This window comes from Mycobacterium sp. SMC-4 (assembly GCF_050205565.1).
In the GTDB taxonomy this organism is placed as follows: Bacteria; Actinomycetota; Actinomycetes; order Mycobacteriales; family Mycobacteriaceae; genus Mycobacterium.
Genome location: NZ_JBNMQU010000013.1, coordinates 15,288 through 40,512, shown reverse-complemented (window position 1 = coordinate 40,512; position 25,225 = coordinate 15,288). Strand labels below are relative to the sequence as shown.

20 protein-coding genes and 1 pseudogene are annotated in these 25,225 nt (G+C 66.9%); 15 read left to right on the top strand and 6 right to left on the bottom strand.

The genetic code is table 11. The features are described 5' to 3' along the window. Positions 1 to 64 precede the first annotated feature (64 nt). From ACQI46_RS21290 to ACQI46_RS21275, 4 genes and pseudogenes are all read left to right on the top strand, one after another. The gene (locus ACQI46_RS21290; RefSeq protein ID WP_427096033.1) at positions 65 to 1,009 is read left to right on the top strand and encodes a hypothetical protein; all 945 of its coding nucleotides are present in this window, start codon (positions 65 to 67) and stop codon (positions 1,007 to 1,009) included. Positions 1,010 to 1,525: 516 nt separating this feature from the next. Further along, positions 1,526 to 1,977 (top strand): annotated as a pseudogene (locus ACQI46_RS21285) (LpqB family beta-propeller domain-containing protein); the annotation flags it as partial. 217 nt (positions 1,978 to 2,194) lie between these two features. Further along, positions 2,195 to 3,079 carry a hypothetical protein gene (locus tag ACQI46_RS21280; RefSeq protein ID WP_427096032.1) on the top strand — a complete coding sequence of 295 codons (885 nt, stop codon included), beginning with the start codon at positions 2,195 to 2,197 and terminating at the stop codon, positions 3,077 to 3,079. A 1,283-nt stretch (positions 3,080 to 4,362) separates the two neighbouring features. After that, the gene (locus ACQI46_RS21275; RefSeq protein WP_427096031.1) at positions 4,363 to 5,340 is read left to right on the top strand and encodes a secretion protein EccK; all 978 of its coding nucleotides are present in this window, start codon (positions 4,363 to 4,365) and stop codon (positions 5,338 to 5,340) included. Positions 5,341 to 5,351: 11 nt separating this feature from the next. Here the strand turns inward: ACQI46_RS21275 and ACQI46_RS21270 are convergent, their stop codons facing one another. Next, positions 5,352 to 6,050: a PE domain-containing protein gene (locus ACQI46_RS21270; RefSeq protein WP_427096030.1), complete on the bottom strand. Its 699-nt coding sequence runs from the start codon at positions 6,048 to 6,050 to the stop codon at positions 5,352 to 5,354. Between the two features lie 112 nt (positions 6,051 to 6,162). Here ACQI46_RS21270 and ACQI46_RS21265 point away from each other — a divergent pair, with 112 nt between their 5' ends. The 4 genes from ACQI46_RS21265 to secA all read left to right on the top strand — a co-directional run bounded on the left by ACQI46_RS21265 (position 6,163) and on the right by secA (position 11,838). Then, positions 6,163 to 7,038, top strand: a complete 876-nt coding sequence (locus ACQI46_RS21265) for a hypothetical protein (RefSeq protein ID WP_427096029.1) — start codon at positions 6,163 to 6,165, stop codon at positions 7,036 to 7,038. A gap of 259 nt (positions 7,039 to 7,297) precedes the next feature. Beyond that, positions 7,298 to 7,927 (top strand): ComF family protein, encoded by a 630-nt coding sequence (locus tag ACQI46_RS21260; protein ID WP_427096028.1) that lies wholly within the window; start codon positions 7,298 to 7,300, stop codon positions 7,925 to 7,927. 319 nt (positions 7,928 to 8,246) lie between these two features. Further along, positions 8,247 to 8,894, top strand: a complete 648-nt coding sequence (gene hpf / locus ACQI46_RS21255; RefSeq protein ID WP_427096173.1) for a ribosome hibernation-promoting factor, HPF/YfiA family — start codon at positions 8,247 to 8,249, stop codon at positions 8,892 to 8,894. A 145-nt stretch (positions 8,895 to 9,039) separates the two neighbouring features. After that, positions 9,040 to 11,838, top strand: coding sequence for a preprotein translocase subunit SecA (gene secA / locus ACQI46_RS21250; RefSeq protein WP_427096027.1), 2,799 nt, complete (start codon positions 9,040 to 9,042; stop codon positions 11,836 to 11,838). Between the two features lie 6 nt (positions 11,839 to 11,844). Here the strand turns inward: secA and ACQI46_RS21245 are convergent, their stop codons facing one another. Continuing rightward, positions 11,845 to 12,336 carry an Rv3235 family protein gene (locus tag ACQI46_RS21245; RefSeq protein WP_427096026.1) on the bottom strand — a complete coding sequence of 164 codons (492 nt, stop codon included), beginning with the start codon at positions 12,334 to 12,336 and terminating at the stop codon, positions 11,845 to 11,847. Between the two features lie 174 nt (positions 12,337 to 12,510). Here ACQI46_RS21245 and ACQI46_RS21240 point away from each other — a divergent pair, with 174 nt between their 5' ends. The 5 genes from ACQI46_RS21240 to ACQI46_RS21220 all read left to right on the top strand — a co-directional run bounded on the left by ACQI46_RS21240 (position 12,511) and on the right by ACQI46_RS21220 (position 18,795). Beyond that, complete coding sequence (locus ACQI46_RS21240; RefSeq protein ID WP_427096025.1) at positions 12,511 to 13,920, top strand: WS/DGAT/MGAT family O-acyltransferase; 1,410 nt, start codon at positions 12,511 to 12,513, stop codon at positions 13,918 to 13,920. Between the two features lie 57 nt (positions 13,921 to 13,977). Further along, positions 13,978 to 15,717 (top strand): BCCT family transporter, encoded by a 1,740-nt coding sequence (locus ACQI46_RS21235; RefSeq protein WP_427096024.1) that lies wholly within the window; start codon positions 13,978 to 13,980, stop codon positions 15,715 to 15,717. 6 nt (positions 15,718 to 15,723) lie between these two features. Beyond that, positions 15,724 to 16,227: a DUF6912 family protein gene (locus ACQI46_RS21230; protein WP_427096172.1), complete on the top strand. Its 504-nt coding sequence runs from the start codon at positions 15,724 to 15,726 to the stop codon at positions 16,225 to 16,227. 85 nt (positions 16,228 to 16,312) lie between these two features. Next, positions 16,313 to 17,476, top strand: coding sequence for a ferredoxin reductase (locus ACQI46_RS21225; RefSeq protein ID WP_427096023.1), 1,164 nt, complete (start codon positions 16,313 to 16,315; stop codon positions 17,474 to 17,476). A 71-nt stretch (positions 17,477 to 17,547) separates the two neighbouring features. Beyond that, positions 17,548 to 18,795, top strand: a complete 1,248-nt coding sequence (locus ACQI46_RS21220; RefSeq protein WP_427096022.1) for a fatty acid desaturase family protein — start codon at positions 17,548 to 17,550, stop codon at positions 18,793 to 18,795. A 60-nt stretch (positions 18,796 to 18,855) separates the two neighbouring features. Here ACQI46_RS21220 and ACQI46_RS21215 read toward each other — a convergent pair whose 3' ends face one another. The 3 genes from ACQI46_RS21215 to aroA all read right to left on the bottom strand — a co-directional run bounded on the left by ACQI46_RS21215 (position 18,856) and on the right by aroA (position 22,109). Continuing rightward, entirely contained in the window at positions 18,856 to 19,704 is an 849-nt protein-coding gene (locus ACQI46_RS21215; RefSeq protein ID WP_427096021.1) for an aldo/keto reductase, read from the bottom strand. An 88-nt stretch (positions 19,705 to 19,792) separates the two neighbouring features. Beyond that, on the bottom strand, positions 19,793 to 20,803 hold the full coding sequence (gene rsgA, locus ACQI46_RS21210) for a ribosome small subunit-dependent GTPase A (protein ID WP_427096020.1): 1,011 nt from the start codon (positions 20,801 to 20,803) through the stop codon (positions 19,793 to 19,795). A 4-nt stretch (positions 20,804 to 20,807) separates the two neighbouring features. Beyond that, the gene (gene aroA, locus ACQI46_RS21205; RefSeq protein WP_427096019.1) at positions 20,808 to 22,109 is read right to left on the bottom strand and encodes a 3-phosphoshikimate 1-carboxyvinyltransferase; all 1,302 of its coding nucleotides are present in this window, start codon (positions 22,107 to 22,109) and stop codon (positions 20,808 to 20,810) included. A 68-nt stretch (positions 22,110 to 22,177) separates the two neighbouring features. On the opposite strand from aroA, the gene ACQI46_RS21200 reads away from it, so the two are divergent. Both ACQI46_RS21200 and ACQI46_RS21195 read left to right on the top strand, forming a co-directional pair. Further along, positions 22,178 to 22,933 carry an SOS response-associated peptidase gene (locus ACQI46_RS21200; RefSeq protein WP_427096018.1) on the top strand — a complete coding sequence of 252 codons (756 nt, stop codon included), beginning with the start codon at positions 22,178 to 22,180 and terminating at the stop codon, positions 22,931 to 22,933. A 41-nt stretch (positions 22,934 to 22,974) separates the two neighbouring features. Continuing rightward, positions 22,975 to 24,426 (top strand): DUF7059 domain-containing protein, encoded by a 1,452-nt coding sequence (locus ACQI46_RS21195; RefSeq protein WP_427096171.1) that lies wholly within the window; start codon positions 22,975 to 22,977, stop codon positions 24,424 to 24,426. Here ACQI46_RS21195 and ACQI46_RS21190 read toward each other — a convergent pair. After that, complete coding sequence (locus tag ACQI46_RS21190) at positions 24,411 to 25,184, bottom strand: class I SAM-dependent methyltransferase (protein WP_427096017.1); 774 nt, start codon at positions 25,182 to 25,184, stop codon at positions 24,411 to 24,413. The two genes, ACQI46_RS21195 and ACQI46_RS21190, sit on opposite strands and share 16 nt — an antisense overlap. Positions 25,185 to 25,225 lie beyond the last annotated feature (41 nt).

Genomic DNA, 25,225 nt, shown 5'->3' with positions numbered 1-25,225 from the left:
CCTTGGGCTAACCGGGCCGGATAAGCGCATGTCAATGCCCGCGGGTGGCCCACAGCCCTGGCCGGTGGAGCCTCGTCATCCGAACCGCCGCGCGTGGATCATCGTCGGTATCTCTTTCGCCGCTGTGGTGGCGCTTGTTGTCGGCTTTCTGGTGTGGCAGTCGGGGTCCGGCGATTCGGGCGTGCCGTCGGCTGATGAAGGTGTGGACCGGACAGTGGGCCTGCTGACCGAGAAGGATCCGGTCTGCGACGACTGGATTCGGTACGCGGATGAGTTGGCGGAGCGCACAAAGGAATGGAGTGAGATCGACAAGACGATCTCCGCTGCGAATTGGAGTTCTGAGCAGCGCCTCATCGCCGAGGATGCCGCTGACGCGATGTCGACTGCCGCGGACCAGTTCGAGTCGATTCTGCCGATGGCAGCTAACGTCGTACTGCGCGAACTAATCGCGCAATCGATAGTCTTCTCGCGCGCTTTCGTTGAGCGGATGCCCGAGTATGAATACGCAGACGCGATGCTTGCGGGGGTAGCAGGCAACTTTGGCACTGCAACCACTTTCATGTGCACAGCTATGCCGATAGTGCTAGCCAGAAAACTCACGGGTGAGTCATCAATATCGTCTACTGATAACCCTGCTAGGCTAACTCCCTTTCTCGCTGACGAGCGTGAGGGTTGCGACACGCTTGTGGCGTTATTAGATCGCCAAAACAGCGTGCTACGAGGATGGGCATCAGGCGATCCGTCTGTGCCCGCATCGAAATGGACTGCCGAAGACCGAAAACTCAACGAGGCAGCTATTCCGGTATTGGAGGAGGATGCGAAGCAAGCCCGTTTGATCGCAGATAAGGCAGAAAATTCTGTTCTCTCCGACCTGCTTCACACATACGCGTCTTACCTCTTGGCGTTCGCTCAGGCGCTACCGAGCTATGAGCCAGACGACGATCAGTTGTGGAAGGTTGTTATTTCTCTCGGCGGTGGTCTGGGGGCCGCGTGCGAGGCTCGTTTATGAGTTGGTGGAATACAGACCGTCATAGAGGTCAATATGGTGGGCGTACGGTTCTTCCGCCCGCGTGGCCGGAAGTTGACGAAGAGGTCCTCGGCCAAGCGGCAGCCACTTTCGAGAATCTTAGAGACCAGATTCGTCTTTCAGTCATTCCGCGACTTCGTTCGCAGATGATGTCTTTAACTGATGTGTGGGAGGGTGGGTATCCTTCGTGAAGCGAGCGCAATTATCGATCAGTATGAAGCGAACTCGACCTTGGCAGATGGGATCTCGAGAAAGATCCGCAACATGGAGCCCTCTGTCATAAAAACGAAGATCGCCGCAAATGGTAACGCCGTCGCAGAATCCGCCGGATTCTGCTGGCTCCCCTGAGGCGTCCTAAATAGCGCACAACCTCCTTTGCATTCGTTGGCGCCAAGCGAATCCCCCGCCGTACCCCTTCGACTCGCGCTTCATTAGTGATTGGGCGATCGATCGCTCGCCACTCGCCGCATTTGTCCTCTCTCAGTCATCTCCTCGCTGGTGTCGACGCGCTTCCCCGGCGTGATCACCGAACTGCAGCTTTCCCGCGACGGCACCCGCGCGGCGCTGATCATCGACGGCCGCGTCATCCTCGCCGGAGTGGAGCAGCTCCCCGGCGGCGGCTATGCGCTGACTTATCCGCGCCGGCTCGGATACGGGCTGGGCAACACTGCGGTGTCGCTGTCCTGGCGCACCGGTGACGACATCGTCGTCACCCGCACCGACCCGGCCAGCCCGGTGTCCTACGTCAACCTCGACGGGGTGAATCCGACGGGCCCAGCCGCAACCTGCTGATGCCGGTCAAGACCGTCGCGGCCAATCCGTCGTCGATATTCGTGGCTGACCAGCGCGGAGTGCTGCAACTGACGGCCGCCGGAGTCGAAGGCGAGCCGGGCTGGGTGGAAGTGCGACCGCTGATGGTGCAAGGCGCGCTGCCGGTACCACCGGGGTGATGTCGCGGTCAGTTCTAGAAAATTAGCGTCAGTCTGTGCCATGGATGCCCGGTAGCATGACCGATCATGGGGTTCGGGCTGAGGGCTGACCGGGTCGGGTAATCGCATGTCAATGCCCCCGATGCCGCCCGCAGGTGGCCCGCAACCCTGGCCGGCGGAGCCTCGCCATTCGAACCGACGCCCATGGATCATCGTCGGTATCTCTTTCGCCGCTGTGGTGGCTCTCGTTGTCGGGCTGCTGGTGTGGCAGTCGAGATCAAACGGCGGCGATTCAGGGATGCCCTCTGCTGATGACGGTGTAGATCGGACCGTGGGGCTGCTGACCGTGAGGGATCCGGTCTGCGATGAGTGGACCAAGGCCGCGAATGAGTTGTCGGATAAGACTCGCGCATGGAGTGAAGCCGATAAATCGAGGCCCGCTTCAGAATGGGATGATGAGCAGCGGCAAATGTTCGACGAGGCTGCCGCTGCAATGACAACCGCGGCGGACCGATTCGAATCGGCACTGCCTAACGCGTCTCACGTTGTGTTGAAAGAACTAATCGCGCAGACGATCATTCACTTGCGAGCCTACGTTGCGGGTCTTCCGGGTTATGAGGAGTCTGATGCGTTGGTCCTGGGTGTTGCGACGAATTTCGGTAGTGCAGTTACTTTCATGTGCACCGCGGTGCCATTGGTGCGTCAGCTGACTGGAATCCCGAACGAGATCAGCAGGATCGACCTCGATGCGGACTTATTGCAGCCGTTGCTCAGTAAAGGTGACGCTGTGTGCGACGCATTCCTAAGCCTTGTCGACCGTCAGAACACCGTGCTTAGGGGTTGGGACGCAACGGATCCGGCAATCGCGGCAACGGATTGGACTCCTGAACAACGTCGCCTGAATATGGCAGTTCAGAAGGTGCTAGACGAAGATTCGGAGCAAGCTGGTCGATTGGCTGCACAGTCATCTGACCCGGTCATGCGGGATCTTCTCTTCACATACGGTGTGTACGTCGAGGCGTACGCCACGAAACTCCCTGGGTACGAGCCTGATGACAATCACATGTGGAGGGTAGCGACCTATATTGGCGGCGGAGTTGCGGCCGCGTGTGAGGCACGATGAACTGGTGGAACACTCAACCCCACACTGGGGAGTATGGGAGTCGAACCGTCTTTCCGCCTGCGTGGCCGCAGGTTGATGAAGAACTTCTCTCCCAGGCCGCGAAATCATTCGAAGTGGTGCGCGACCATCTCCGGCAGACCGTAATTCCGCAATTGCGTAGGCAAATGATGAGCCTTGCCGACGGGTGGGACGGGGCCGGTTCAGACGCGGCTCTGAGAGAAGCTAGCGCGATTATCGATCAGCATGAAGCGAACGCAGCCTTGGCGGATGGGATCTCGAGAAAGATCCGCAACATGGAGTCCTCTGTCGTGAAGACCAAGATCGCTGCGAATGGTAACGCCGAGTCGACTCAGGAGGACTGTGAGAGGACGAATGCAGCGGGTTATGAGCCATCGATCGCCCAGACGCTCAACGAAGCGCGAGTCGCGAAGGGGTACGGCGACAATATTTCGCTCGTGTCAACGAACACGAAGGAGCTAGCGGCAAATATTGGAGCTCCCCCCGGTACGCCAGGCGCTGATGGTAAGACGCCCGGGGAACGTACTGCGTCGGATCCTAGAAGCGAAAAGCAAGGCGAGGCCAATTCGACCTCGCAAAGTGCAGGACAAGGGGGAGCGAATTCGCGTGTGAGCCTAATGGCGGCGGAGAAGCCCTACGCTGATCCTGCGCACTACGCTCCAGACGCAGGCGGTGGAGGCGGCCTTAGTACCGGCACTGGCTCCCACGGCCAGGCGCCTCAGCCGCCAAGAGCTGTACCGGCTCAACCGCCTCCGAACGGCGTGCATGCGGGACAACCAGTTCAGCAGGGCGGACCGAGTAACCCAGTCGGGAGTTCTGGGTCCGCCGGCAGCGGCGGGTCCTCGGGTTTTGGGGGAGGCAGCAGCGGGGGTTCGGCCGGCTCTTCGTTGGGATCGTCTTCCGGTTCATCGTCCGGCAGCAGTTCGAGCTCTGGATCCGGCGGCGGGGTCAAGGCGGACGGCGCCGCCGGCGCGGGCTCGCCCGCGTCCACCTCGCCGGCTGCCGCTACCACGGCCAGCGGTGACAAGTCCGCTGCCAGTGCCGCTCGAACCACGGGCGGCGGAATGCCTGCGGCTCAGCCGGTTTCCCAACCTGCGGCTCCGCTGAGTGCACCCGCGCCCGCAGCGCAACCTGTACCGCCTCCCGCGCCCGCCCCGTCAGCCCCGGCCGCATCCTCAGGCGGCTCCGCCCCGGGCATCTCCGGCGGCGGCTTCGGGGGCGCACCGGCCGGTGCCGCTCCCGTCGGCGGGGCGCCGGCGCCCCCGGTGCCACTCGGCCCGCCGACCACCCCGGCGCCGCCGGCGCCCGTGCCTCCCGGTGCGCCGGCTGGCGGCGCCGCTCCCGCGGTCCCGGCGGGCGGACCCGGCGTCGCACCGGCAGCCACAAGCGCGGCATCGTCCACCGCCGGTCCCGCGCCCGTCCCGGTCTCCGCGGCGCGCGCCGAGCGCGACGCGGTGGCGACCGCAGCCACAGCCGGCGCGCTGCGTCGTCAGCACCAGGGAAACGACCCCACGCAACTGGCACGCCGTATCGCTGCGGCGCTCAACGTCAACATCTTCGACTTTGGCTTCTACTGGGTCACCGGGCTCACGACCGACGGAACCATCGTCGTCGCCAACAGCTACGGCATCGGCTACATCCCGGCGAATGTCCGCCTGCCGCAGGGCGTTCAGATGGCTACTGCCGACGAGTCGATACCCGCAACGGACCGCGCTCGCTGGGCGACGTACCCGATTCTCGCGGTGCAGGGCTGGACGCAGCACCACAATCAGCGGCTTCGCGTCGTGATCGCCACCGAAGACCAGTTCCAGGGATTCGACGCGGGGGTCGCCAAGATCGTGCTGCAGCCCGACGACATGCCCGAGGACGGCACGATGCAGGGCCGGACTCGACTGGAGATCCTCGCACCGGGCGCGGCGTCGACACTGAGCGCCACGCGTGACGACGAACTCTCAAAGTTGTTGCCCGTCGCACAAACTGATTCGACCGCCCCCGAGGACAAGTCGGCAGCGCTGTGGTTCGAAGTCTGCAAGCCACTGATGAGCACCTCGACTGCTCGGGTGAACGCGCACCTGGAGGCCATGCGCACTTACAGTGACCACGCGATGCAACTGGCACTCCACAAGGCGCAGACGGCCACCGATGCCACCGAGCAACGAGCGGCCATCGCCGATTGGGTCTACTGGCAACACGAGAGCAGCATCATCGCCGAAGCGATGGAGACCGCGACAGCCAGCAGCTGAAAACTGCTCTGCTACAGGTCAATCGGATTCGGGCGGTCTTCCTCGCGCTCGCGCTCATCGTCTTCCGACGTCTGCTCTGGAGCGCGTTCGACTGCGGACGCCCCCGCGTCGGCCCCTTCCTCAGCAGGCGGTTGCTGCTCTGCGTCGATAGAGCCGCCGTCCAGCCCGAGTGCCTGATCAACCGGCGGCACCGCCGCGGCGTCGCCCTCCGGTTTCTCGAACTGACCAGCCACCTGCGATATCTGCTGCACCGCACCCTGAGCGCCCTGCATCACCGCCTGCGGCGCTGCTGCCACCATGCCCGCCAGCTGAGCCGGTGCCTGCGCCACTTGGCCACCGATCTGCATGGCGGTGCTCATCAGCTGTCCGAACTGGCTGCCGGCTCCTCCGCCACCGGATGCGGCCGGCGCGGTGGTCGACGGGGCCAATTGCGTGTTGGCCACCGTCTGGATCTCTTCTCCGCCGCTCTGATCGGTGGACTGATACGCAGCGCGTGCGCTGGTGAGGTTCGCGGCGAACTGTTGTTCGCGGGCGTGCGTGTTGGCCACCGCAGTCGTGAGCTCCGTCGCGATACCCGGCATGACCGCGGAGATCAGCGCGCTCATCGGGTCGCCACCTGCGGGGATGACAGGAACCGGGGGCACGTTGACGACTGCAGGGTCCCAAGTCAGAGCGTTGGGATCGACCTTCAAGGGTGGCGGATCAGCCATGCGGCCCCTTTCCTCGCGGCAGTCAGCGTCGAGATTACCGGAGCCCAGGCGACCCTCGCAGCACCAATTTCATGGTCGAAAAGCTGTCGGTCCTCGGCTGCACACTTCGGCCATGACCGAGCCGTTCCTTGGTAGCGAAGCCCTCAAGGCGGGCCGCCTGACGCGGCATCGGCTGCGTTCCGACTTCCGCGCCGTCTACCCCGACGTCTACTTCCGTCCCGACGAACCGTTCACAGCAGTCACGCGGGCCAAGGCCGGCTGGCTGTGGACGGGCCGCCTAGGCGTCGTCGCAGGTCGGTCGGCGGCCGCGCTGCACGGCGCGAAGTGGGTCGACCGTAGGTGGCCGGCCGAACTCATCTGGGCCAACCGGCGTCCTCCGCCTGGGGTGCGCGTCTGGTCAGACGCGTTGGCCGACGACGAGGTGCAGACGCTCGGCGGAATCAAGGTGACGACCCCTGAGCGCACCGCGTTGGACATCGCGTGCCGCTACCCACAGCTTCAAGCCGTGATGGCGATCGACGCGCTTGCGCGGGCAACGCATCTGACGATGGCCGATGTCGAACTCCTGGCCGAGCGTTACAAGGGCCGCCGTGGCATCCGGCAGGCACGCGAATCGCTTGACCTTGTCGACGGGGGAGCGGAGTCGCCCCAGGAGACGCGTATTCGACTCATGGTGATCCGCAACGGCTTTCCGCGTCCGCAGACCCAGATCCCGGTCTATGACGACTACGGTGCGCTGGTCGCCGTGCTGGATATGGGCTGGAAGGACCCGAAAATCGCCATCGATTACGAAGGTGATCACCATCGGCAGACGCGGGAAGAGTTCAACAAGGGCATTCGTCGGCACGATGCGGTCACCGCACTCGGGTGGGACGACATCCGAGTGACGACGCTCGATGCCGAAGGCGGGATCATGGCGCGCCTGCACGCGAGTTGGCGGGAGCGAGTGTGCGGTGAGGGCGGGATTTCGGGCGGTTTGTCGCCGTGAGCGCACGTTCGGGGGAGGGGGTCGCCGTGAGTGCACGTTCGGGGGAGCGGGTCGCCGTGAGTGCACGTTCGGGGGAGCGTGTCGCCGTGGGCGCACGTTCGGCGGAGGAGGACGCCGTGAGTGCACGTTCGGCGACGACGAACGCCCTGAATGCACGTTCGGCATGCGAGCTGAAGGGCAACAGCAAGCGCGAACCGAGTGCGGCCGAGCGCAACGGTTGAGCCGAAAGCATGTCCGACCCCGACTCCACACTGACCTCATGCTCGACCTGATCCTGCCGATGCAGTGCGGCGGCTGCGGCTCCTCGGGGACCAAGTGGTGCCCGATCTGCGCCAGAGAACTCGCCGTCAAGCCCGACGAACCTCACCTGGTGACCCCGAGGGTCGACCCCGGCGTGCCGGTCCTGTCGTTGGGGCGCTACGCCGGCGCCCGCCGACGGGCCATCGTCGGGGTCAAGGAGCACGGGCGCGTCGACCTGATCCCGGAGCTGGCCGATGCACTCAGCCGGGCCCTTGATCACCTGCTGACATGGAACGTCCTCGACACGCCGCTGACCGTGGTGCCCGCCCCGACCCGCCGCAGCGCCGCCCGCCGCCGCGGCGGAGACCCCGTCGCCCGTATCGCCCGCGCGGCAGTCGAAAACCTGCCCGGTCTGACGGTGGCCCCGGCCCTGCACCTCAAAGCGTTCACCCGGGACTCCGTCGGCCTGTCCAGCGCGGATCGTCAGCGCAACATCGCCGGGCGCATCCGGCGCAGCGCAGTGGTCACCGGGCACGCCATCGTCGTCGACGACATCGTCACCACCGGCGCCACGGCCGCGGAATCCGTCCGCGCCCTGCAAACCTCCGGCGCCCGCGTTGCCGCCGTTGTCGCGCTCGCCCACGCGTGACGAGTTACCCCGGGATCACCCCGTCGTGAAGAACTGAAAACACATAGGTCGAATTAGTGGCCGAGTTGCGAACTACGGGCTACCGTCGGCACTAACAGTCCGTGAACATCACACGGCGGCGTTCATGACGCGAGACGCCGGTATCGCGATAGCGATAGGAGGTGAATAGTCGACACCTTGCACCGGCGAGCGGCGAGACCAGATATGCCCCGTCGGTGCGATTTCGTATCTGAATCAAATTGCACGCGTAGTCGTGCACGGGCGAAAGAGGATCGAGTTGCCAAGCATGTCAAGGTATTCCGCCGAATCCAGCAGCACCATGGTGGCCGACGAAGAACCATCGCAGTCGACTCCCAGCGCCGAAGTGGTGGTGAAGGGACGCAACGTCGAGATCCCCGACCACTTCCGCGTGTACGTGTCCGAAAAGTTGTCCCGACTGGAACGGTTCGACCGCACCATCTACCTCTTCGACGTCGAGCTCGACCACGAAAAGAACCGCCGCCAGCGTAAGAACTGCCAGCATGTCGAGATCACCGCGCGCGGCCGCGGACCCGTGGTGCGAGGAGAAGGCTGCGCCGACAGTTTCTACGGCGCCTTCGAATCTGCCGTCAGCAAACTCGAAGCCCGGCTCCGCAAAAGCAAGGACCGCCGCAAGATCCACTACGGCGACAAGACCCCGGTCTCGCTGGCCGAGGCCACGTCGCTCGACCACCTGGAACGCGCCTTCGCGCCGCCGGCGCAGGACCCCGCGCCCGCCGAGGCGCAGGCGGACCTCGACGACCACACACCCGGCCGAATCGTCCGCGTCAAGGAACACCCGGCAACGCCGATGACCGTCGACGACGCGCTCTACGAGATGGAGCTCGTCGGCCACGACTTCTTCCTGTTCCACGACAAGGAGACCGACAAGCCGACGGTGGTCTATCGACGCCATGCCTTCGATTACGGCCTGATTCGACTGGCCTGACCTTCTGGCCCGACGGCCACCGCGAGTCCCCCGGAGCACGAATCCGGGGGACTCGTGCCGTGTATGACCAGCGTTTTCGCGCGGTCCCCTACGATGGTGTCGGTCTGGAACCGGACGAATCCACGAAGTTAAGAGGATCAAGCACGTGCTCTCGAAGTTGCTCCGACTCGGCGAAGGCCGCATGGTCAAGCGCCTCAAGGGGGTCGCTGACTACGTCAACACCCTGTCCGACGACGTCGAGAAGCTTTCCGACGCCGAACTGCGCGGCAAGACCGACGAGTTCAAGGCGCGCGTCGAGAAGGGCGAAAGCCTCGACGACCTGCTTCCCGAAGCGTTCGCCGTCGCCCGCGAGGCGGCCTGGCGGGTGCTCAACCAGCGCCACTTCGACGTCCAGGTGATGGGCGGCGCGGCGCTGCACTTCGGCAACGTCGCCGAGATGAAGACCGGTGAGGGCAAGACCCTGACCGCTGTGCTGCCCTCCTACCTCAACGCGCTGGCCGGCAAGGGCATGCACATCGTCACGGTCAACGACTACCTGGCCAAACGCGACGCCGAACAGATGGGCCGCGTCCACCGCTTCCTCGGCCTCGAGGTCGGCGTGATCCTGTCCCAGATGACGCCCGACGAACGTCGCGCCGCCTACAACGCCGACATCACCTACGGCACCAACAACGAGTTCGGCTTCGACTACCTGCGCGACAACATGGCGTTGCGGCTCGAAGACTGCGTGCAGCGCGGCCACAACTTCGCGATCGTCGACGAGGTCGACTCCATCCTCATCGACGAGGCGCGCACCCCGCTGATCATCTCCGGCCCGGCCGACGGCGGCTCCAACTGGTACACCGAGTTCGCCCGCCTCGCGCCGATGATGGAAAAAGACGTCCACTACGAAGTCGACATCAAGAAGCGAGTCGTCGGCATCCACGAGGTCGGCGTCGAATTCGTCGAGGACCAGCTCGGCATCGACAACCTGTACGAAGCCGCCAACTCGCCGCTGATCAGCTACCTGAACAACGCCATCAAGGCCAAGGAGCTGTTCGAGCGCGACAAGCACTACATCGTCCGCAACGGCGAAGTGCTCATCGTCGACGACTTCACCGGCCGTGTGCTGGTCGGCCGCCGCTACAACGAAGGCCTGCACCAGGCCATCGAGGCCAAAGAGCACGTCGAGATCAAGGCCGAGAACCAGACCGTCGCCACGATCACGCTGCAGAACTACTTCCGCCTCTACGACAAGCTCGCCGGCATGACGGGCACCGCCGAGACCGAGGCCGCCGAGCTGCACGAGATCTACAAGCTGGGCGTGGTGCCGATCCCCACCAACAAGCCGATGATCCGCGCCGACCAGTCCGACCTGATCTACAAGACCGAAGAAGCCAAGTTCATCGCGGTCGTCGACGACGTCACCGAGCGCTATGAGAAGGGCCAGCCGGTGCTGATCGGCACCACCAGCGTGGAGCGCTCGGAGTTCCTGTCGCGCCAGTTCCAGAAGCGGCGCATCCCGCACAACGTGCTCAACGCCAAATACCACGAGCAGGAAGCCGGCATCATCGCCGAAGCCGGTCGCCTGGGCGCAGTCACCGTGGCCACCAACATGGCCGGCCGCGGCACCGACATCGTGCTCGGCGGCAACGTCGACTACCTGCTCGATCGCCGGTTGCGTCAGCGCGGACTCGACCCGATCGAGACCCCCGACGAGTACGAACAGGCGTGGCACGAGGAACTGCCGCACGTCAAAGCCGAGGTCGAAGCCGAAGCCAAGGACGTCATCGCCGCCGGTGGCCTGTATGTGCTGGGCACCGAACGCCACGAGTCGCGCCGTATCGACAACCAGCTGCGCGGCCGCTCGGGTCGCCAGGGCGACCCCGGCGAGTCCCGGTTCTACCTGTCGCTGGCCGACGAGCTGATGCGCCGGTTCAACGGCGCCACGTTGGAGACGCTGCTCACGCGGCTGAACCTGCCCGACGACGTGCCCATCGAAGCCAAGATGGTCTCCCGCGCCATCAAGAGCGCCCAGACCCAGGTCGAGCAGCAGAACTTCGACATCCGCAAGGAAGTTCTCAAGTACGACGAGGTGATGAACCAGCAGCGCAAGGTCATCTACGCCGAGCGCCGTCGCATCCTCGAAGGCGAGAATCTCGCCGAGCAGGCCCACAAGATCCTGCGCGACGTCATCACCGCCTACGTCGACGGCGCCACCGCCGAGGGCTACTCCGAGGACTGGGACCTGGAGAAGCTCTGGGAGGGGCTCAAGCAGCTCTACCCGGTGGGCATCGACCACCACGATCTGCTCGACTCCGACGCCATCGGCGAACCCGGCGAACTGACCCGCGAAGAGCTGCTCAACGCGCTGCTCGAAGACGCCGAACGCGCCTACGCCGAGCGGGAACGCCAGATCGACGAGATCGCCGGCGAAGGCGCCATGCGCCAGCTCGAACGCAACGTGCTGCTCAACGTCCTCGACCGCAAGTGGCGCGAACACCTCTACGAGATGGACTACCTGCGCGAAGGCATCGGCCTGCGCGGCCTGGCCCAGCAGCGGCCCGAAGTCGAGTACGCCCGTGAGGGCTACGACATGTTCATCGGCATGCTCGAGGGCATGAAAGAGGAGTCGGTCGGCTTCCTGTTCAACGTGCAGGTCGAGGCCGCGCCTCAACCGGCCGTCGCCCCGGTGGCGCCGCCGTCCGGTCTCGCCGAGTTCGCCGCCGCGGCCGCCAAGCAGGGCGGCGGCGTGGCGACCAAGGAGCGGCCCGCCGGTCCGGCGGTGCGCGCGAAGGGCATCGACGACAACCAGCAGCCGCTGACCTACTCGGGCCCGTCCGAAGACGGCGGCGTGGAGGTCAAGCGCACCGGAGGCGCCAAGCCGTCCGGTGGCTCGCGTCGCGAACGGCGCGAAGCGGCCCGTCAGCAGAAGGCCGGCGGCAAGCACGCCAAGCGGCGCTGACGCGTCTCACCCGATCTGCAGCGCCACGATGCGCCAGCCGTCGCGGTGACGCTCGATGCGCGCCGCGATGGCGTGCACCCGCCCGGCGCGGCGGAACGAACCGAACACCTCCGCCGCGGCGACCTCACCGTCGGCGGTGTCGACGGCGCGGGTGCGTACCCGCAGCATCGAGGTACTGCCACTGCGGGTGGCCGCAGCGCGCGCGATCACCCGCTCCACCAGCACCGGCGTCATCAACGGCCGTAGCTGCGCGACCGGACGTCGACGGTCGATGACCTCCAACAGTTGACGCAGCGCGGTCTCGGCGAAGGTCACCGCCGAGCGCGGCGGGACCGGTTCGCACCGACCGGGACGTCGCCGCGCCGGCCGCGGCGCCAGCGCGTGCAGAACCGACCCGGTCGGGGTAAGCAGGGACCGGTCGGACGGCAGCGGCTCCGGTTCGTAGTCGACGACCGGTGAAACGGTGAAATGCTCGGCGACAGGGGATGAAACGGGCATGAACTCTCCAGCGAGGCGACGACGGACAGGAAAATCTGCTGGAGAGTGGCAGACCATCTCATGATGGCACGGACATCTGACCCGTCCTTGCACGGACTTCTGCGCGGCCGGCGCCGTTGCCCGTAACGTGTCAGGGTCTGTCAGAGGCGTTTCCCGAGGAGGGCTGCGAAACCGGTGGTGACGAGATTGTCGGCGGCCGATGCGTCGTTCTACCGGCTCGAGAACTCCTCGACGCCGATGTACGTCGGGTCGCTGCAGATCCTGCGCAAGCCGCGCAACGGGCTGAGCTACGAGACGCTGCTGCACACCGTCGAGCAGCGCCTGCCGCTGATCCCGCGCTACCGGCAGAAGGTGCGGGAAGTGAAGTTCGACCTGGCACGTCCTGTCTGGGTCGACGACCGCGACTTCGACATCACCTACCACATCAGGCGCTCGGCGCTGCCGTCCCCGGGCAGCGACGCCCAACTGCACGACCTCGTCGCGCGGCTGGCCGCGCGACCGCTGGACAGGTCGCGGCCCCTCTGGGAGATGTACCTGGTCGAAGGGCTGGAGAAAAACCGCCTCGCGATCTACACCAAATCCCACCAAGCGCTGGTCAACGGCATGACCGCGCTCGAGATCGGGCACGTCATCGCCGACCACAGCGCCAAACCGCCGGAATTCGGCGAGGACATCTGGATTCCGGCGCGCGAACCCAGCGACCGCCAGCTGATGATCGGGGCGCTCGGTGAATGGATCACCCGACCCACCGCACAAGCCGCGGCGCTGCGCTCGGCGGTCGCCGAAACCGTCACGAACACCGGCGAACTCGTCGACCTCGGCCGTCGCGTCGTCGACGCCGCACGCACCGTCGCCCGCGGCACCGCACCCAACAGCCCGCTGAACGCCACCGTCTCGCGCAACCGCAGGTTCTCGGTGGCCTCCGGTTCCCTCGACGAATTCCGGCGCGTGAAAAACCGCTACGACTGCGACATCAACGACGTCGTCCTGGCGGTGGTGACCGGCGCGCTGCGCAACTGGCTGCTCTCGCGCGCCGAACCCGTCACCCCGACCTCAGCCGTACGGGCCATGGCGCCGATGTCGGTCTATGCCGACGCCGAACTGGAATCCACCGCCCCCGGCCAAGCCATCAACGACGTCGCACCGTTCCTGGTGGACCTGCCGGTCGGGGAAGCCAACCCGGTGGTGCGTCTGTCCCAGATCGCCCACGCCACCGAAACCCACCCGACCGCAGCCAGTCTGGTCGATGCACGCTCGATCGTGACGCTGTCGGGTTTCGCGCCGCCGACGCTGCACGCCATGGGGATTCGCGTCGCGACCAGCTTCTCGGCGCGGCTGTTCAATCTGCTCATCACCAATGTGCCCGGCGCCCAGAAACAGATGTATGTGGCCGGGACCAAACTGCTCGAGACCTATGCCGTGCCGCCGCTGCTGCACAACCAGGCGCTGGCCATCGGCGTGACGTCCTACAACGGGATGCTGTACTTCGGTATCAACGCCGACCGCGACGCGATGAGCGACGTCGACATGCTCCCCAGTCTGATGCGTGAATCGCTCGACGAACTCGTCGGCGCAGCCCGCTGACACCCCGGTAATGCCGGGTCATTGACGCCCCGCAGTTACCGGGGTCGAATGGTCCGGATGGCTAAATCTGAGAACAACCCGATAGCGCAGCCCGCCGTGAGCCCGGTCCCGCACCCGGTACTCGACGTCCCCATCGAAGAAGAGCGGATCACCCGCCCCCGCAGCGTCGACTGGGTGGTGTTCGGCGTCACCGCCGTGATTGCCGTGGCCTTTCTGGCGTGGGGATTCATCAGCACCGACAGCCTGGCCAGCGCCTCCGGCGCGGCCCTGACCTGGGTGATGGACACCACCGGCTGGCTGTTCGTGCTCACCAGCACCGGCTTCGTCGTCTTCGTGTTGTGGCTCGCAATCGGCCGTTACGGCACCATCCCGCTCGGTCGCGACGGTGAGGACCCCGAGTTCAACGGCGTCTCCTGGGTGGCGATGATGTTCAGCGCCGGCATGGGCATCGGCCTGATGTTCTTCGGTGTCGCCGAACCCCTGTCGCACTTCACCGACCCGCCCCCGGGCGCGGCCATGGACGCCGAACCCAGCGTGGAGGCCGCCATGGCCACCACGCTGTTCCACTGGACCCTGCATCCCTGGGCGATCTACGCCGTCGTCGGCCTGTCCATCGCCTACGGGGTCTACCGCAAAGGACGGCTGCAACTGATCAGCGCGGCGTTCGAGCCGCTGCTCGGCGACCGCGCGAACGGGCCGTGGGGCAAGATCATCGACATGCTGGCGATCTTCGCCACGCTCTTCGGATCGGCCGCTTCGCTGGGCTTGGGCGCGCTGCAGATCCGTAGCGGCATGCAGATCGTCGGCGGCATCGGGGAGACCGGCAACGCCATTCTGATCCTGACCATCACTGTGCTGACCATCGGCTTCGTCCTGTCTGCGGTCTCGGGTGTGGCGCGCGGCATCCAGTGGCTGTCCAACATCAACATGGTGCTGGCGGTGGTGTTGGCGTTGTTCGTCTTCGTCCTGGGCCCAACGATTTTCATCCTCAACCTGCTGCCCACTTCGCTGGGGAGCTACGCCGCGGACCTGGCCGAGATGTCGGCGCGCACGGGCGCCGAAGGTCTCGCCGTCAACGAGTGGCTGCAATCCTGGACGATCTTCTACTGGGCGTGGTGGGTGTCGTGGACGCCGTTCGTCGGCATGTTCATCGCGCGGATCTCCCGCGGCCGCACCATCCGTCAGTTCGTGGCCGGCGTGCTGCTGGTGCCGAGCGTGGTGTCACTGATCTGGTTCGCGGTGTTCGGCGGCGCGGCCATCAACGTCCAGCAGAACGGCACCGACCTGGCCGGCGAAGGCGGTGTCGAAGAGCAACTGTTCACGCTGCTCGAGCAGTATCCCATCGCGCCCGTCGTCAGCGTGCTGGTGATGATTCTGGTTGCGATCTTCTTCGTGTCGGGCGCCGACGCGGCTTCGATGGTGATGGGTTCGCTGTCCCAGCGCGGCACCATCAAACCCAGCCGGGGGACGGTGGTGTTCTGGGGTGTGGCCACCGGCGCCGTCGCGGCGGTGATGCTGCTGGTCGGCGGTGAGGACGCGCTGACCGGGCTGCAGTCCATCACGATCATCGCCTCGCTCCCGTTCCTGCTGGTGATGATCGGCATGGCGGTCGCGCTGGTGCGGGACCTGCGCCGCGATCCGAAGGTGGTGCGCCGCGAATACGCGGTCGAGGCGGTCAACAGCGCGGTGATCGCCGGCGTCACCCGCCACGGCGACAACTTCATGCTGGCGGTGGAGCGGGATCCGAACCCGACACCGCCGGATTCGGACGGACTGACGGGGCAGCCGCGCGGCTAGTCTCACCTGGTGCGCGTCTACGTCCCCGCCACCTTGGCGATGTTGCAACAGCTGGTCGCCGACGGATCCCTTCGTCCGGTCGGCGGCACCGCGTTCGCGGTGACGCCCACCCTGCGCGAGGCCTACGCCGAAGGCGACGACGAGGAACTCGCCGAGGTCGCGCTGCGTGAGGCGGCGCTGGCGTCGCTGCGCCTGCTCGATGACGCCGGTGCTGAGCTGCCGCCGCGGCGCGCGGTGCTGGAAGTCGAGGTCGACGACGCCGCGGTGAAGCACCGCCCGGACCTCGACGATGCGGTGGTGCGCCTGTCCGGCGAGATCGCGCTGACGCACGTGATCGCCGCCTACGTCGACAATGCCGCCGCCGAGGACGCCGTGCGAGCCGCCGTCGAGGTGATCGATGCGGCGGATCTGGGGGATGAGGACGCCGAACTGACCGTCGGCGACGCGCAGGACCACGACTTGGCGTGGTACGCGCAACAGGAGCTCGCGTTCCTGCTTGACCTGCTCTGAGCTGGGTACGGTACCGTAAGTTACGGTACCGTAGGTAGGCATCTGCGGGTAGTGAGTCGTTACCCAACCCCAGGCAGGAGCCCTCATGGCCAAGAACACCGTCAAAAAGTCGGCCAGAGTGGTCGACACCGTCCGGCCCACCGTCGCCGGCGCCAAAGACCATCCCGGTCTGCACTTCCTGCGGACCGTCGTGAGCCGTGTCACCACGCCGTTGCTGCCCGACGACTATCTGCAGTTGGCCAATCCGCTGTGGTCGGCTCGTGAACTGCGCGGCAAAGTCGTCGAGGTCCGCCGCGAGACCGTCGACTCCGCGACCCTGGTGATCAAACCGGGCTGGGGTTTCTCGTTCGACTACCAGCCCGGTCAGTACATCGGCATCGGTCTGCTGGTCGACGGGCGATGGCGGTGGCGGTCGTACTCACTGACTGGTGTCCCTGGCGAGCATCGCGGTGGTAGCCGCAGCTCCCGCACCATCACCATCACGGTCAAAGCCATGCCCGAGGGGTTCCTGTCGACCCACCTGGTCGGCGGGGTAGCGCCTGGCACGATCGTGAGGCTGGCGGCGCCGCAAGGCAACTTCGTGATGCCGGACCCGGCGCCGCCGTCCGTGCTGTTCCTGACCGCAGGCTCCGGGATCACCCCGGTGATGTCGATGCTGCGCACCCTCGTGCGTCGAGAGCAGCTCGGCGGCCCAGGCCACATCGTCCACCTGCACTCCGCGCCCACCGAGGCCGACGTTTTGTTCGCCGCGGAGCTGGCGGACCTGCAGGAGAAATATGCCGGTTACCGACTGTCGATCCGGGCTACCCGCTCAGAAGGCCGGTTGGACCTGTCCCGTCTCGGCGAGGTGGTCCCCGATTGGCGGCAACGCCAGACGTGGGCCTGTGGACCTGCGCCGATGCTGGAAGCGGCCGAACGCACCTGGGCGGCGGCGGGGCTGGCCGACCAGCTGCACCTGGAGCGGTTCGCCGCGGTGCGCGCCGCCGGTCACGGCAGTGGCGGCACCGTCGAGTTCGCGCGGTCGGGTAAGACCGCCACCATCGACGGCGCGACGTCGCTGATGGAGGCCGGCGAGGAGGCAGGCGTGCAGATGCCGTTCGGCTGCCGGATGGGCATCTGCCAGTCCTGCGTCGTCGGCCTGGTCGACGGGCACGTACGTGACCTGCGGACCGGCGTCGAGCACGAACCGGGGTCGCGGGTGCAGACCTGCGTCACCGCAGCATCGGGCGATTGCGTCCTCGATGTGTGAGGTTTACTGCCTAGTAACCTACGGGAACGTAGGTTACGGTAGCGTAGGTAAGCGAGAGGAGGGCTGAACCTATGGCAGTCACCGACGTACCCGAATTCGCGCATCTGACTGATGCCGACATCGAGAGCCTGGCCAACGAACTGGACGCGATCAGGCAAGACATCGAAGACTCCCGCGGAGAGCGCGATGCGCGCTACATCCGCCGCACCATCGCCGCCCAACGCGCGCTGGAGATCACCGGGCGGCTACTGCTGGCCGGAAGCTCCAAGCGGACGTTCTGGTGGGCCGGCGCCACCACGCTGGGCGTGGCCAAGATCATCGAGAACATGGAGATCGGGCATAACGTCATGCACGGTCAATGGGATTGGATGAACGATCCCGAGATCCACTCCTCGACGTGGGAATGGGACATGAGTGGCGCGTCGAAGCACTGGCGCTTCACCCACAACTTCATGCACCACAAGTACACCAACATCCTCGGCATGGACGACGACGTGGGCTACGGCCTGCTGCGCGTCACCCGCGACCAGAGGTGGAAGCCGATCAACCTGTTGAACCTGCCGTTCAACACGATGCTCGCGACCCTCTTCGAGTGGGGAGTCGGCTTGCAGCACTTGGAGATCGGCAAGATCTTCAAGGGTCGCGATGACCGCAAGGCCACGCTGGTGCGGATTCGCGAGTTCCTCGTCAAGGCCGGCGCGCAGGTCTTCAAGGACTACGTCGCATTCCCGGCGCTGACGTCGTTGTCGCCCGGCGCGACGTTCAAGTCGACGGCCAAGGCCAACGCCGTGGCCAACATCATCCGCAACCTCTGGTCCAACGCGGTCATCTTCTGCGGCCACTTCCCTGACGGCGCAGAGAAATTCACCAAGACCGACATGGTCGGTGAGACCAAAGGCGAGTGGTACCTGCGTCAGATGCTGGGTAGCGCGAACTTCGACAACGGCCCGGTGCTGCGTTTCATGAGCGGCAACCTGTGCCATCAGATCGAGCACCACCTGTATCCGGATCTGCCGAGCAACCGGCTCTACGAGGTCTCGCTGCGGGTGCGCGAACTGTGCGACAAGTACGACCTGCCCTACACCACCGGCTCGTTCCTGGTGCAGTACGGCAAGACGTGGCGCACCATCGCGAAACTGTCGCTGCCGGACCGCTTCCTGCGGGACACCGCCGACGATGCTCCCGAAACGCGCAGCGAGGCGATGTTCGCCGAGCTGCCCGAAGAAGAACGGCGCGGCCTGAAATCGGCCATCGCCGCTGTGCGCGCGCGACGTCGCGCCAAGCAAGCTGAGAAGGCCGCGCTGCGACTGGCGGCCTGACGCGCCGAAGGCTGCGTTGAGGACGGGCTCCGCTCTTCCGCCCTCAACGCAGCCTTTGCTTTATTCGGGCACGTAGTCGAAGGTGTCCGGGTTCGGGCCGAAGCGCCCGGCCTCACCCTGGTCGAGCGCCGAGATCGCCGCGAAGTCGTCGTCGCCGAGCTCGAAATCGAACAACTCGAAGTTGTCCCGGATGCGTTGGGCGGTAACAGATTTCGGGAACACGATGTCGCCACGCTGGATGTGCCAGCGCAGCACCACCTGAGCCGGGGTCTTTCCGACCGACTCGGCGACGCGGGTGACCGCCGGATCGTCGAGCACCCTGCCCTGGGCGATCGGTGCCCACGCTTCGGTCGCGATGCCGTGCTCGCGGCCGTAGGCCCGCACCTCGTCGTTGCCGAAGTACGGATGCACCTCGATCTGGTTGACCACGGGCACCGTGTCGGTCTCCTCGGCGAGCCGCTGCAGATGCGCGACCTGAAAGTTGGACACACCGATGCTGCGGGCCCGACCGTCGTTCTTGAACTCCTCCAACGTTTTCCACGTCGAGACGTAGTCGCCGTCGTACAACGTGGGCAGGGGCCAGTGGATCAGGAACAGGTCGACATAGTCGAAGCCGAGCTCGGACAGGGTCCTGTCGAAGGCGCGCCGGGCGTCGTCGGGCCGGTGGAAGCCGTTGTTGAGCTTGCTGGTGATGTACACCTCCGACCGGTCGATGCCGAAGTCGCGGACGCCCTGGCCGACGCCCTTCTCGTTCTGGTACATCTCCGCGGTGTCGATGTGGCGGTAGCCGATCTCGAGTGCGGTCCTGACCGTCGCGGCGGTGTCCTCCGGGGGCACCTGATAGACGCCCAGACCCAACTGCGGGATACGGGTGCCGTCGTTCAATTCGATTGCAGGTACGTCAGTCATTTCCACAGCGTGCCACACATGTGGGGGACGCAAACATGACGTCATATGCGCGCTCGCGGGCCGTGAGCGCGCTGATAATGCCCCCGAATTACGGCGTGTCGGCCGGCAGACCCGCACGGTCGCGCAAACTGAGGGCGGCCAGGAGACGGCGGGCTGCGGCCACCCGGGCCGCGGCGGGACCGATCAGCTCGTCGAGCGCACACTCCGGGTCGGCCGGCGGGCCCATGTGCCCGCACCCGCGCGGGCAGTCGTCGATGGCCTCGGCCAGATCGGAGAACGCCAGCACCACATCGTCGGGTTCGATGTGCGCCAGACCGAACGAGCGGATACCCGGGGTGTCGATCACCCAGCCTCCGGAATGCAGCGGCAACGCCACCGACTGCGTGGAGGTGTGCCGGCCGCGCCCGATGTCGGTCACCGCGCCGGTGGCCCGCTCCGCTTCGGGGACAAGACGATTCACCAACGTGGACTTGCCGACGCCCGAATGCCCCAGCAGCGCGGTCACCTTGCCGGTCAACAACGGCTCGACGTTGGCCAGCGGATCGTCACGACCGGCGGTGGTGACCACCAGATCCAGATCGGCGAACTGTGCGGCGAACTCGTCGGCCGGGGCCAGATCGGTCTTGGTCAGACACAGGATCGGCGCCAGCCCACCCGCATACGCCGCGATCAGCGCACGCTCCACCAGACCGGAACGCGGGGGAGGGTCGGCCAATGCCACCACGATCATCAACTGGTCGGCGTTGGCCACCACCACACGCTCGGTCGGGTCGGTGTCATCGGCGGTGCGGCGCAACACCGTTCGCCGCTCACCGCGGCGCACGATGCGGGCGAGCGTGTCGGTGCGGCCCGACAGGTCGCCGACCACGTCGACGTCGTCACCGACCACGATCGGGGTGCGGCCCAGTTCGCGCGCCCGCATCGCGGTGACCCGGCGCTGCGGGTCGCGGCCCAGCACGCAGCCCCAGCGGCCGCGGTCCACGGTGACCACCATGGCCTGCTGCGCGTCGGCGTGCTCCGGGCGGGTCTTGGTCCGCGGCCGCGTGCCACGGCCCGGCCGCACCCGGACGTCGGACTCGTCGTACTCGCGGCGGCCCAAGGATTCAGCCCCGGACGTCGCCGGTCTGGCCGGACAGCATGTCAGTCCACATCGCGGTGAACCGCGGCAGCGTCTTGGCGGTCGTGCCGACGTCCTCGACCTCGATGCCCGGCGTCCGCAACCCCACGATGGCTCCGGCGGTGGCCATCCGGTGGTCGGCGTAGGAACGCCACATCCCGCCGTGCAGTGGGCGGGCGGTGATCGTCAGCCCGTCGTCGGTCTCCTCGCACTGACCGCCCACGCGGTTGATCTCGGCACTGAGCGCGGCCAGCCGGTCGGTCTCGTGCCCGCGCAGATGCGCGATGCCGCGCAGCCGGGACACCGATCCGGGTGTCGCCAGCGCCGCCAGCGCAGCCACCGACGGAGCCAACTCGCCGACGTCACGCAGATCGATGTCGATGCCGTCGTACGTCGTCGCGCCCTGCACCTCGAGATGGTCGCGGCCGGTGCGCACGGTCGCGTTCAAGCTCTTCAGGATCCGGATGATCGCGTCGGCCGGCTGGGTGCTCACCCTGGGCCAGCCGGTGAGACGGATCAGGCCGCCGCTGACCACCGCCGCGGCGAGAAACGGCACCGCGTTGGACAAGTCGGGCTCGATGACCCATTCGCGCGCCGCGATCGGTCCCGCCGACACCTGCCAGCGATCGGGCTGGGAGTCGTCGATGTCGACGCCGGCCTCCCGCAGCATCGCGACCGTCATCGCGACATGCGGGGCCGAGGGCACCGCGCCGCCGGTGTGCACGACGGTCAGCCCCTCGTCGAACGCGGCGCCGGACAACAGCAAGCCGGACACGAACTGCGACGATCCGGACGCGTCGATCTCGACCGTTCCGCCGCGCACGCCGCCGGTGCCACGCACCGTGAACGGGAGACCGTCGCCGTCGACGTCCACTCCCAGCGCACGCAGACCGTCCAACAGCGGGGCGATCGGGCGCGCCCGGGCCTGCTCGTCGCCGTCGAACGTCACCGACTGGCCGCCCAGCGCCGCCAGCGGCGGGACGAAGCGCAGCACGGTGCCGGCCAGACCGCAGTCGATCCGCGCCCCGGCCGAGGCGCTCAGCTGCCCGCTCACGGTCAGCTCGGTTTCGTCGTTGGCCGCGGCAGCCACCTCCACACCCAACTCCTGCAGCGCCGCGATCATCAGGTCGGTGTCGCGGCTGCGCAGCGCGCCGCGCACCGTCGACGTGCCCGTCCGCGTCCCGAGCGCGGCCAACACCAGCGCCCGGTTGGTCTGCGACTTCGAGCCGGGGACCGTCACGGTCGCATGAATGGGCGTGGACGTCGACGGGGCCGGCCAGGTGGTCACCGGTTCATTCTTCCCTGTCGCGAACTCGGCCCCGGAATGCCCGCCCGCTTTCTGCCACGATGGGAGGCATGTGTGGGCGATTCGCGGTGACGACCGACCCGGCGCTACTGGCCGAGAAGATCAAGGCCATCGACGAGACCAACGCCAAGGACTCGCCGGCCCCCAACTACAACGTCGCACCCACCACGACCGTCGCCACCGTCGTCAAACGGCACACCGACCCCGACGACGAGTCGACACGACGCCTGCGTCTGATGCGCTGGGGGCTGATCCCGCCCTGGACCAAGGCGACCGAGGACGGCAGCCCCGACAACAAGGGCCCGCTGCTGATCAACGCCCGCTCGGACAAGGTGACCACGTCGCCGGCGTTCCGCAGCTCGGCCAAGGCGAAACGCTGCCTGGTGCCGATGGACGGGTGGTACGAGTGGCTCAAGAAGGACGCGGCGAAGGGTCCGAAAACCCCCTTTTTCATGTATGCGGGCGACGGCGAACCTCTGTTCATGGCCGGACTGTGGACCACCTGGCGGCCCAAGGACGCGCCGAAAGACAGCACGCCGCTGCTCAGCTGCACGATCATCACCACCGACGCGGCCGGCCCGCTCGCCCAGATCCACGACCGGATGCCGCTGACCATCAGCGCCGAGGACTTCGACCGCTGGCTGGACCCGGATGCGCCGATCGACGAAGGCCTGCTGCGCGGCCACGGCGACCTCGACCGCATCGAGATCCGCGAGGTGTCCCGCCTGGTCAACAGCGTGCGGAACAACGGCCCCGAACTGATCGAGCCGGCTGAGCCGCAGGCCGAGCAAGGCACGCTGCTTTGACCGACCTGCCCGACGCGCTGGTCGATGCGCTGGCCGCCGACATGCGCGCCGCCGGATACACCACCGACGGTGTCGCCGACCTGCTCGGCGGCGACGCCAGCGCCGCGTTCAGCCGCGGACTGTGGTGGTCGGCGCTGCGCGCCACCGAGCGCGCGTCGTCGCAACCGCTGGCGGTGCTGGTTCGGCTGTTCCTGCTCGGCACCGAGGAAAGCCCCGAGCGGGTGTCAGCCGCGCTGCCGACCGCGGGCGCCGACGCGCTGCTCGCCGGCGGTGTCGTCGAACCCGGCGCCGATGGAACGCTGCGCGCAGCCCTCGACATCCGCCCGCACAGCGACGGCGCCCGCGACTTCCTGGTGGTGTCCGACCAGGACGCCGCACTCCGCCCGGGACCGGTGCGCCACGACCACGTCCTGGGCATCGGCGGCGCCTCGGTGTCGCTGGCCCACGCCGTCATCCGCACACCGGTCGAACGGGCGCTCGATCTGGGCACCGGTTGCGGCATCCAGGCGCTGCACCTCGACGCACACTGCGACCAGATCGTGGCCACCGACACCAACGCGCGGGCCCTGTCACTGGCCGCGGCCACCGCACGACTCAACGACATGTCCTGGGATCTGCGTCGCGGCAGCCTGCTCGATCCCGTCGACGGCGAACGCTTCGACCTGATCGTGTCCAACCCGCCGTTCGTCGTGGGCGCCGGCAGCCTGGACTACCAGTACCGCGACTCCGGTATGGCCGGAGATGCGTTGTGCCAGAAGCTGATCGAGCAGGTCGGTGACCATCTGCAGCCCGGTGGCACCGCGCAGATCATGGCCAACTGGATCGTGCGTGACGGGCACGACTGGCGTGAGCGGGTCGGCGGCTGGCTCGCCGACACCGGGCTGCACGCGTGGGTGGTGCAGCGCGAGTTCGCCGACCCGATCAGCTACGTGTCGCTGTGGACGTCCGACGCCGGCGAACTGCCGTCCGACGCCGCGCGCCGCGGCGGGCAGTGGCTGGACTGGTTCGCCGACGAGGGCATCGCCGGGGTCGGGATGGGCATGATCAACCTGCGGGCGCCGCGTTCGGGGGAGACGCGACCGCCCGACGTGGTCTGCGAGGAGATCACCGGTGCGGGGGAGGCTCTGACGGGACCCGAGGTGGACGCGTTCTTCGCGCGCCGCGAATACCTGCACGACACCAGCGACGGCCGGCTGCTGGCCGCGCGGCTGACGACCGCGCCGGTGTTCCTCGAGGAGCAGTCGCTGCCCGGACCCGAAGGATGGCAGGTCGTCGGCGCAGCGGTGCGCCGCCCGGGCGGACCCGGTGCCGTGCTGGGTGTCGACGAGGTGTCGCGGGCGCTGCTGGCCGGCTGTCGCGGTGAGGTGCCGCTGGGCACGCTGATCGAACTACTGGCCGCACACCACGGTGTGGACGCCGACGCCTTGGCCGTCGCGGCGCTGCCCGTGGTGCGCGAGGCGATCGGCCGCGGAATTCTCTACGAGGCCCGGTAGATCGCGCTGACCACGACATACGGAGCGGTGAACGCCACCGCACCGGACCCCTGCGTGTGCTGGGCCAGCGTCGTCTCGAACTCCGCGGCCAAGCGGTCCCGCAGTGGCGGGTCGGCGCGGCGGAAGGTCTCCACGTGCACCGGCGACTCCTCGCGCAGAAAGCGCAGGGCGGCAGTCAAGGATGTGAACTCCCAGCGGTGCTCGCCGCGGTGGATGGTGAGGTCGTCGAAATGCGGTGCCAGCCGAGCGGTCAGCACGTCCGCGTCGCCCCACTGATCGGGCGAGAAGCCCGACGCTGCCGGCGCTCCGAGCACCGCCACCACCGGATCGAACAGCGGATTGCTGGTGTCACGCACCCACGCGGAAAAGGCAAGCACGCCAGCGGGTTTCAACAGTCGGGTGATCTCGGCGACCTGGGCGGACGGGTCGACGAAGATGATGCCCATGTTCGAGACGACCGCGTCGAACGCCCCGGCGGGCAGGCCGGTGTCAGCGGCGTCGCCGACGCGCCAGGTGACCGCGTCGGCGCCGCGTCGCTGCTCGGCGATCGCTATGAGTTCGGGGGTGTAGTCGACGCCGGTGACCCGGGCGCCTCGTGCAGCGGCCGTCAGCGCGGCGCTGCCGGTGCCGCAGGCCAGATCGACCACCGCGGCGTTCTGCAGTGGTCGTTGCCGCGCCGCGGCGTCGACGACCTGCGCTGCGATCGGTGCGATGCGGTCGCCGACGGCGTCGTAGCGACCCGAGGACCAGATGGTCATGCAGGGGAGGATAAGTCGTCTGCGCGCGAAGGTGCAGTGTC

Bases quoted from the DNA above. Each gene is read 5' to 3' on its own strand.
- ACQI46_RS21270 (WP_427096030.1), bottom strand. From the start codon at position 6,050: ATGGCTGATCCGCCACCCTTGAAGGTCGATCCCAACGCTCTGACTTGG.
- ACQI46_RS21265 (WP_427096029.1), top strand. From the start codon at position 6,163: ATGACCGAGCCGTTCCTTGGTAGCGAAGCCCTCAAGGCGGGCCGCCTG.
- ACQI46_RS21260 (WP_427096028.1), top strand. From the start codon at position 7,298: ATGCTCGACCTGATCCTGCCGATGCAGTGCGGCGGCTGCGGCTCCTCG.
- hpf (WP_427096173.1), top strand. From the start codon at position 8,247: ATGGTGGCCGACGAAGAACCATCGCAGTCGACTCCCAGCGCCGAAGTG.
- ACQI46_RS21245 (WP_427096026.1), bottom strand. From the start codon at position 12,336: ATGCCCGTTTCATCCCCTGTCGCCGAGCATTTCACCGTTTCACCGGTC.
- ACQI46_RS21235 (WP_427096024.1), top strand. From the start codon at position 13,978: ATGGCTAAATCTGAGAACAACCCGATAGCGCAGCCCGCCGTGAGCCCG.
- ACQI46_RS21225 (WP_427096023.1), top strand. From the start codon at position 16,313: ATGGCCAAGAACACCGTCAAAAAGTCGGCCAGAGTGGTCGACACCGTC.
- ACQI46_RS21220 (WP_427096022.1), top strand. From the start codon at position 17,548: ATGGCAGTCACCGACGTACCCGAATTCGCGCATCTGACTGATGCCGAC.
- ACQI46_RS21215 (WP_427096021.1), bottom strand. From the start codon at position 19,704: ATGACTGACGTACCTGCAATCGAATTGAACGACGGCACCCGTATCCCG.
- ACQI46_RS21200 (WP_427096018.1), top strand. From the start codon at position 22,178: ATGTGTGGGCGATTCGCGGTGACGACCGACCCGGCGCTACTGGCCGAG.
- ACQI46_RS21195 (WP_427096171.1), top strand. From the start codon at position 22,975: ATGCGCGCCGCCGGATACACCACCGACGGTGTCGCCGACCTGCTCGGC.
- ACQI46_RS21190 (WP_427096017.1), bottom strand. From the start codon at position 25,184: ATGACCATCTGGTCCTCGGGTCGCTACGACGCCGTCGGCGACCGCATC.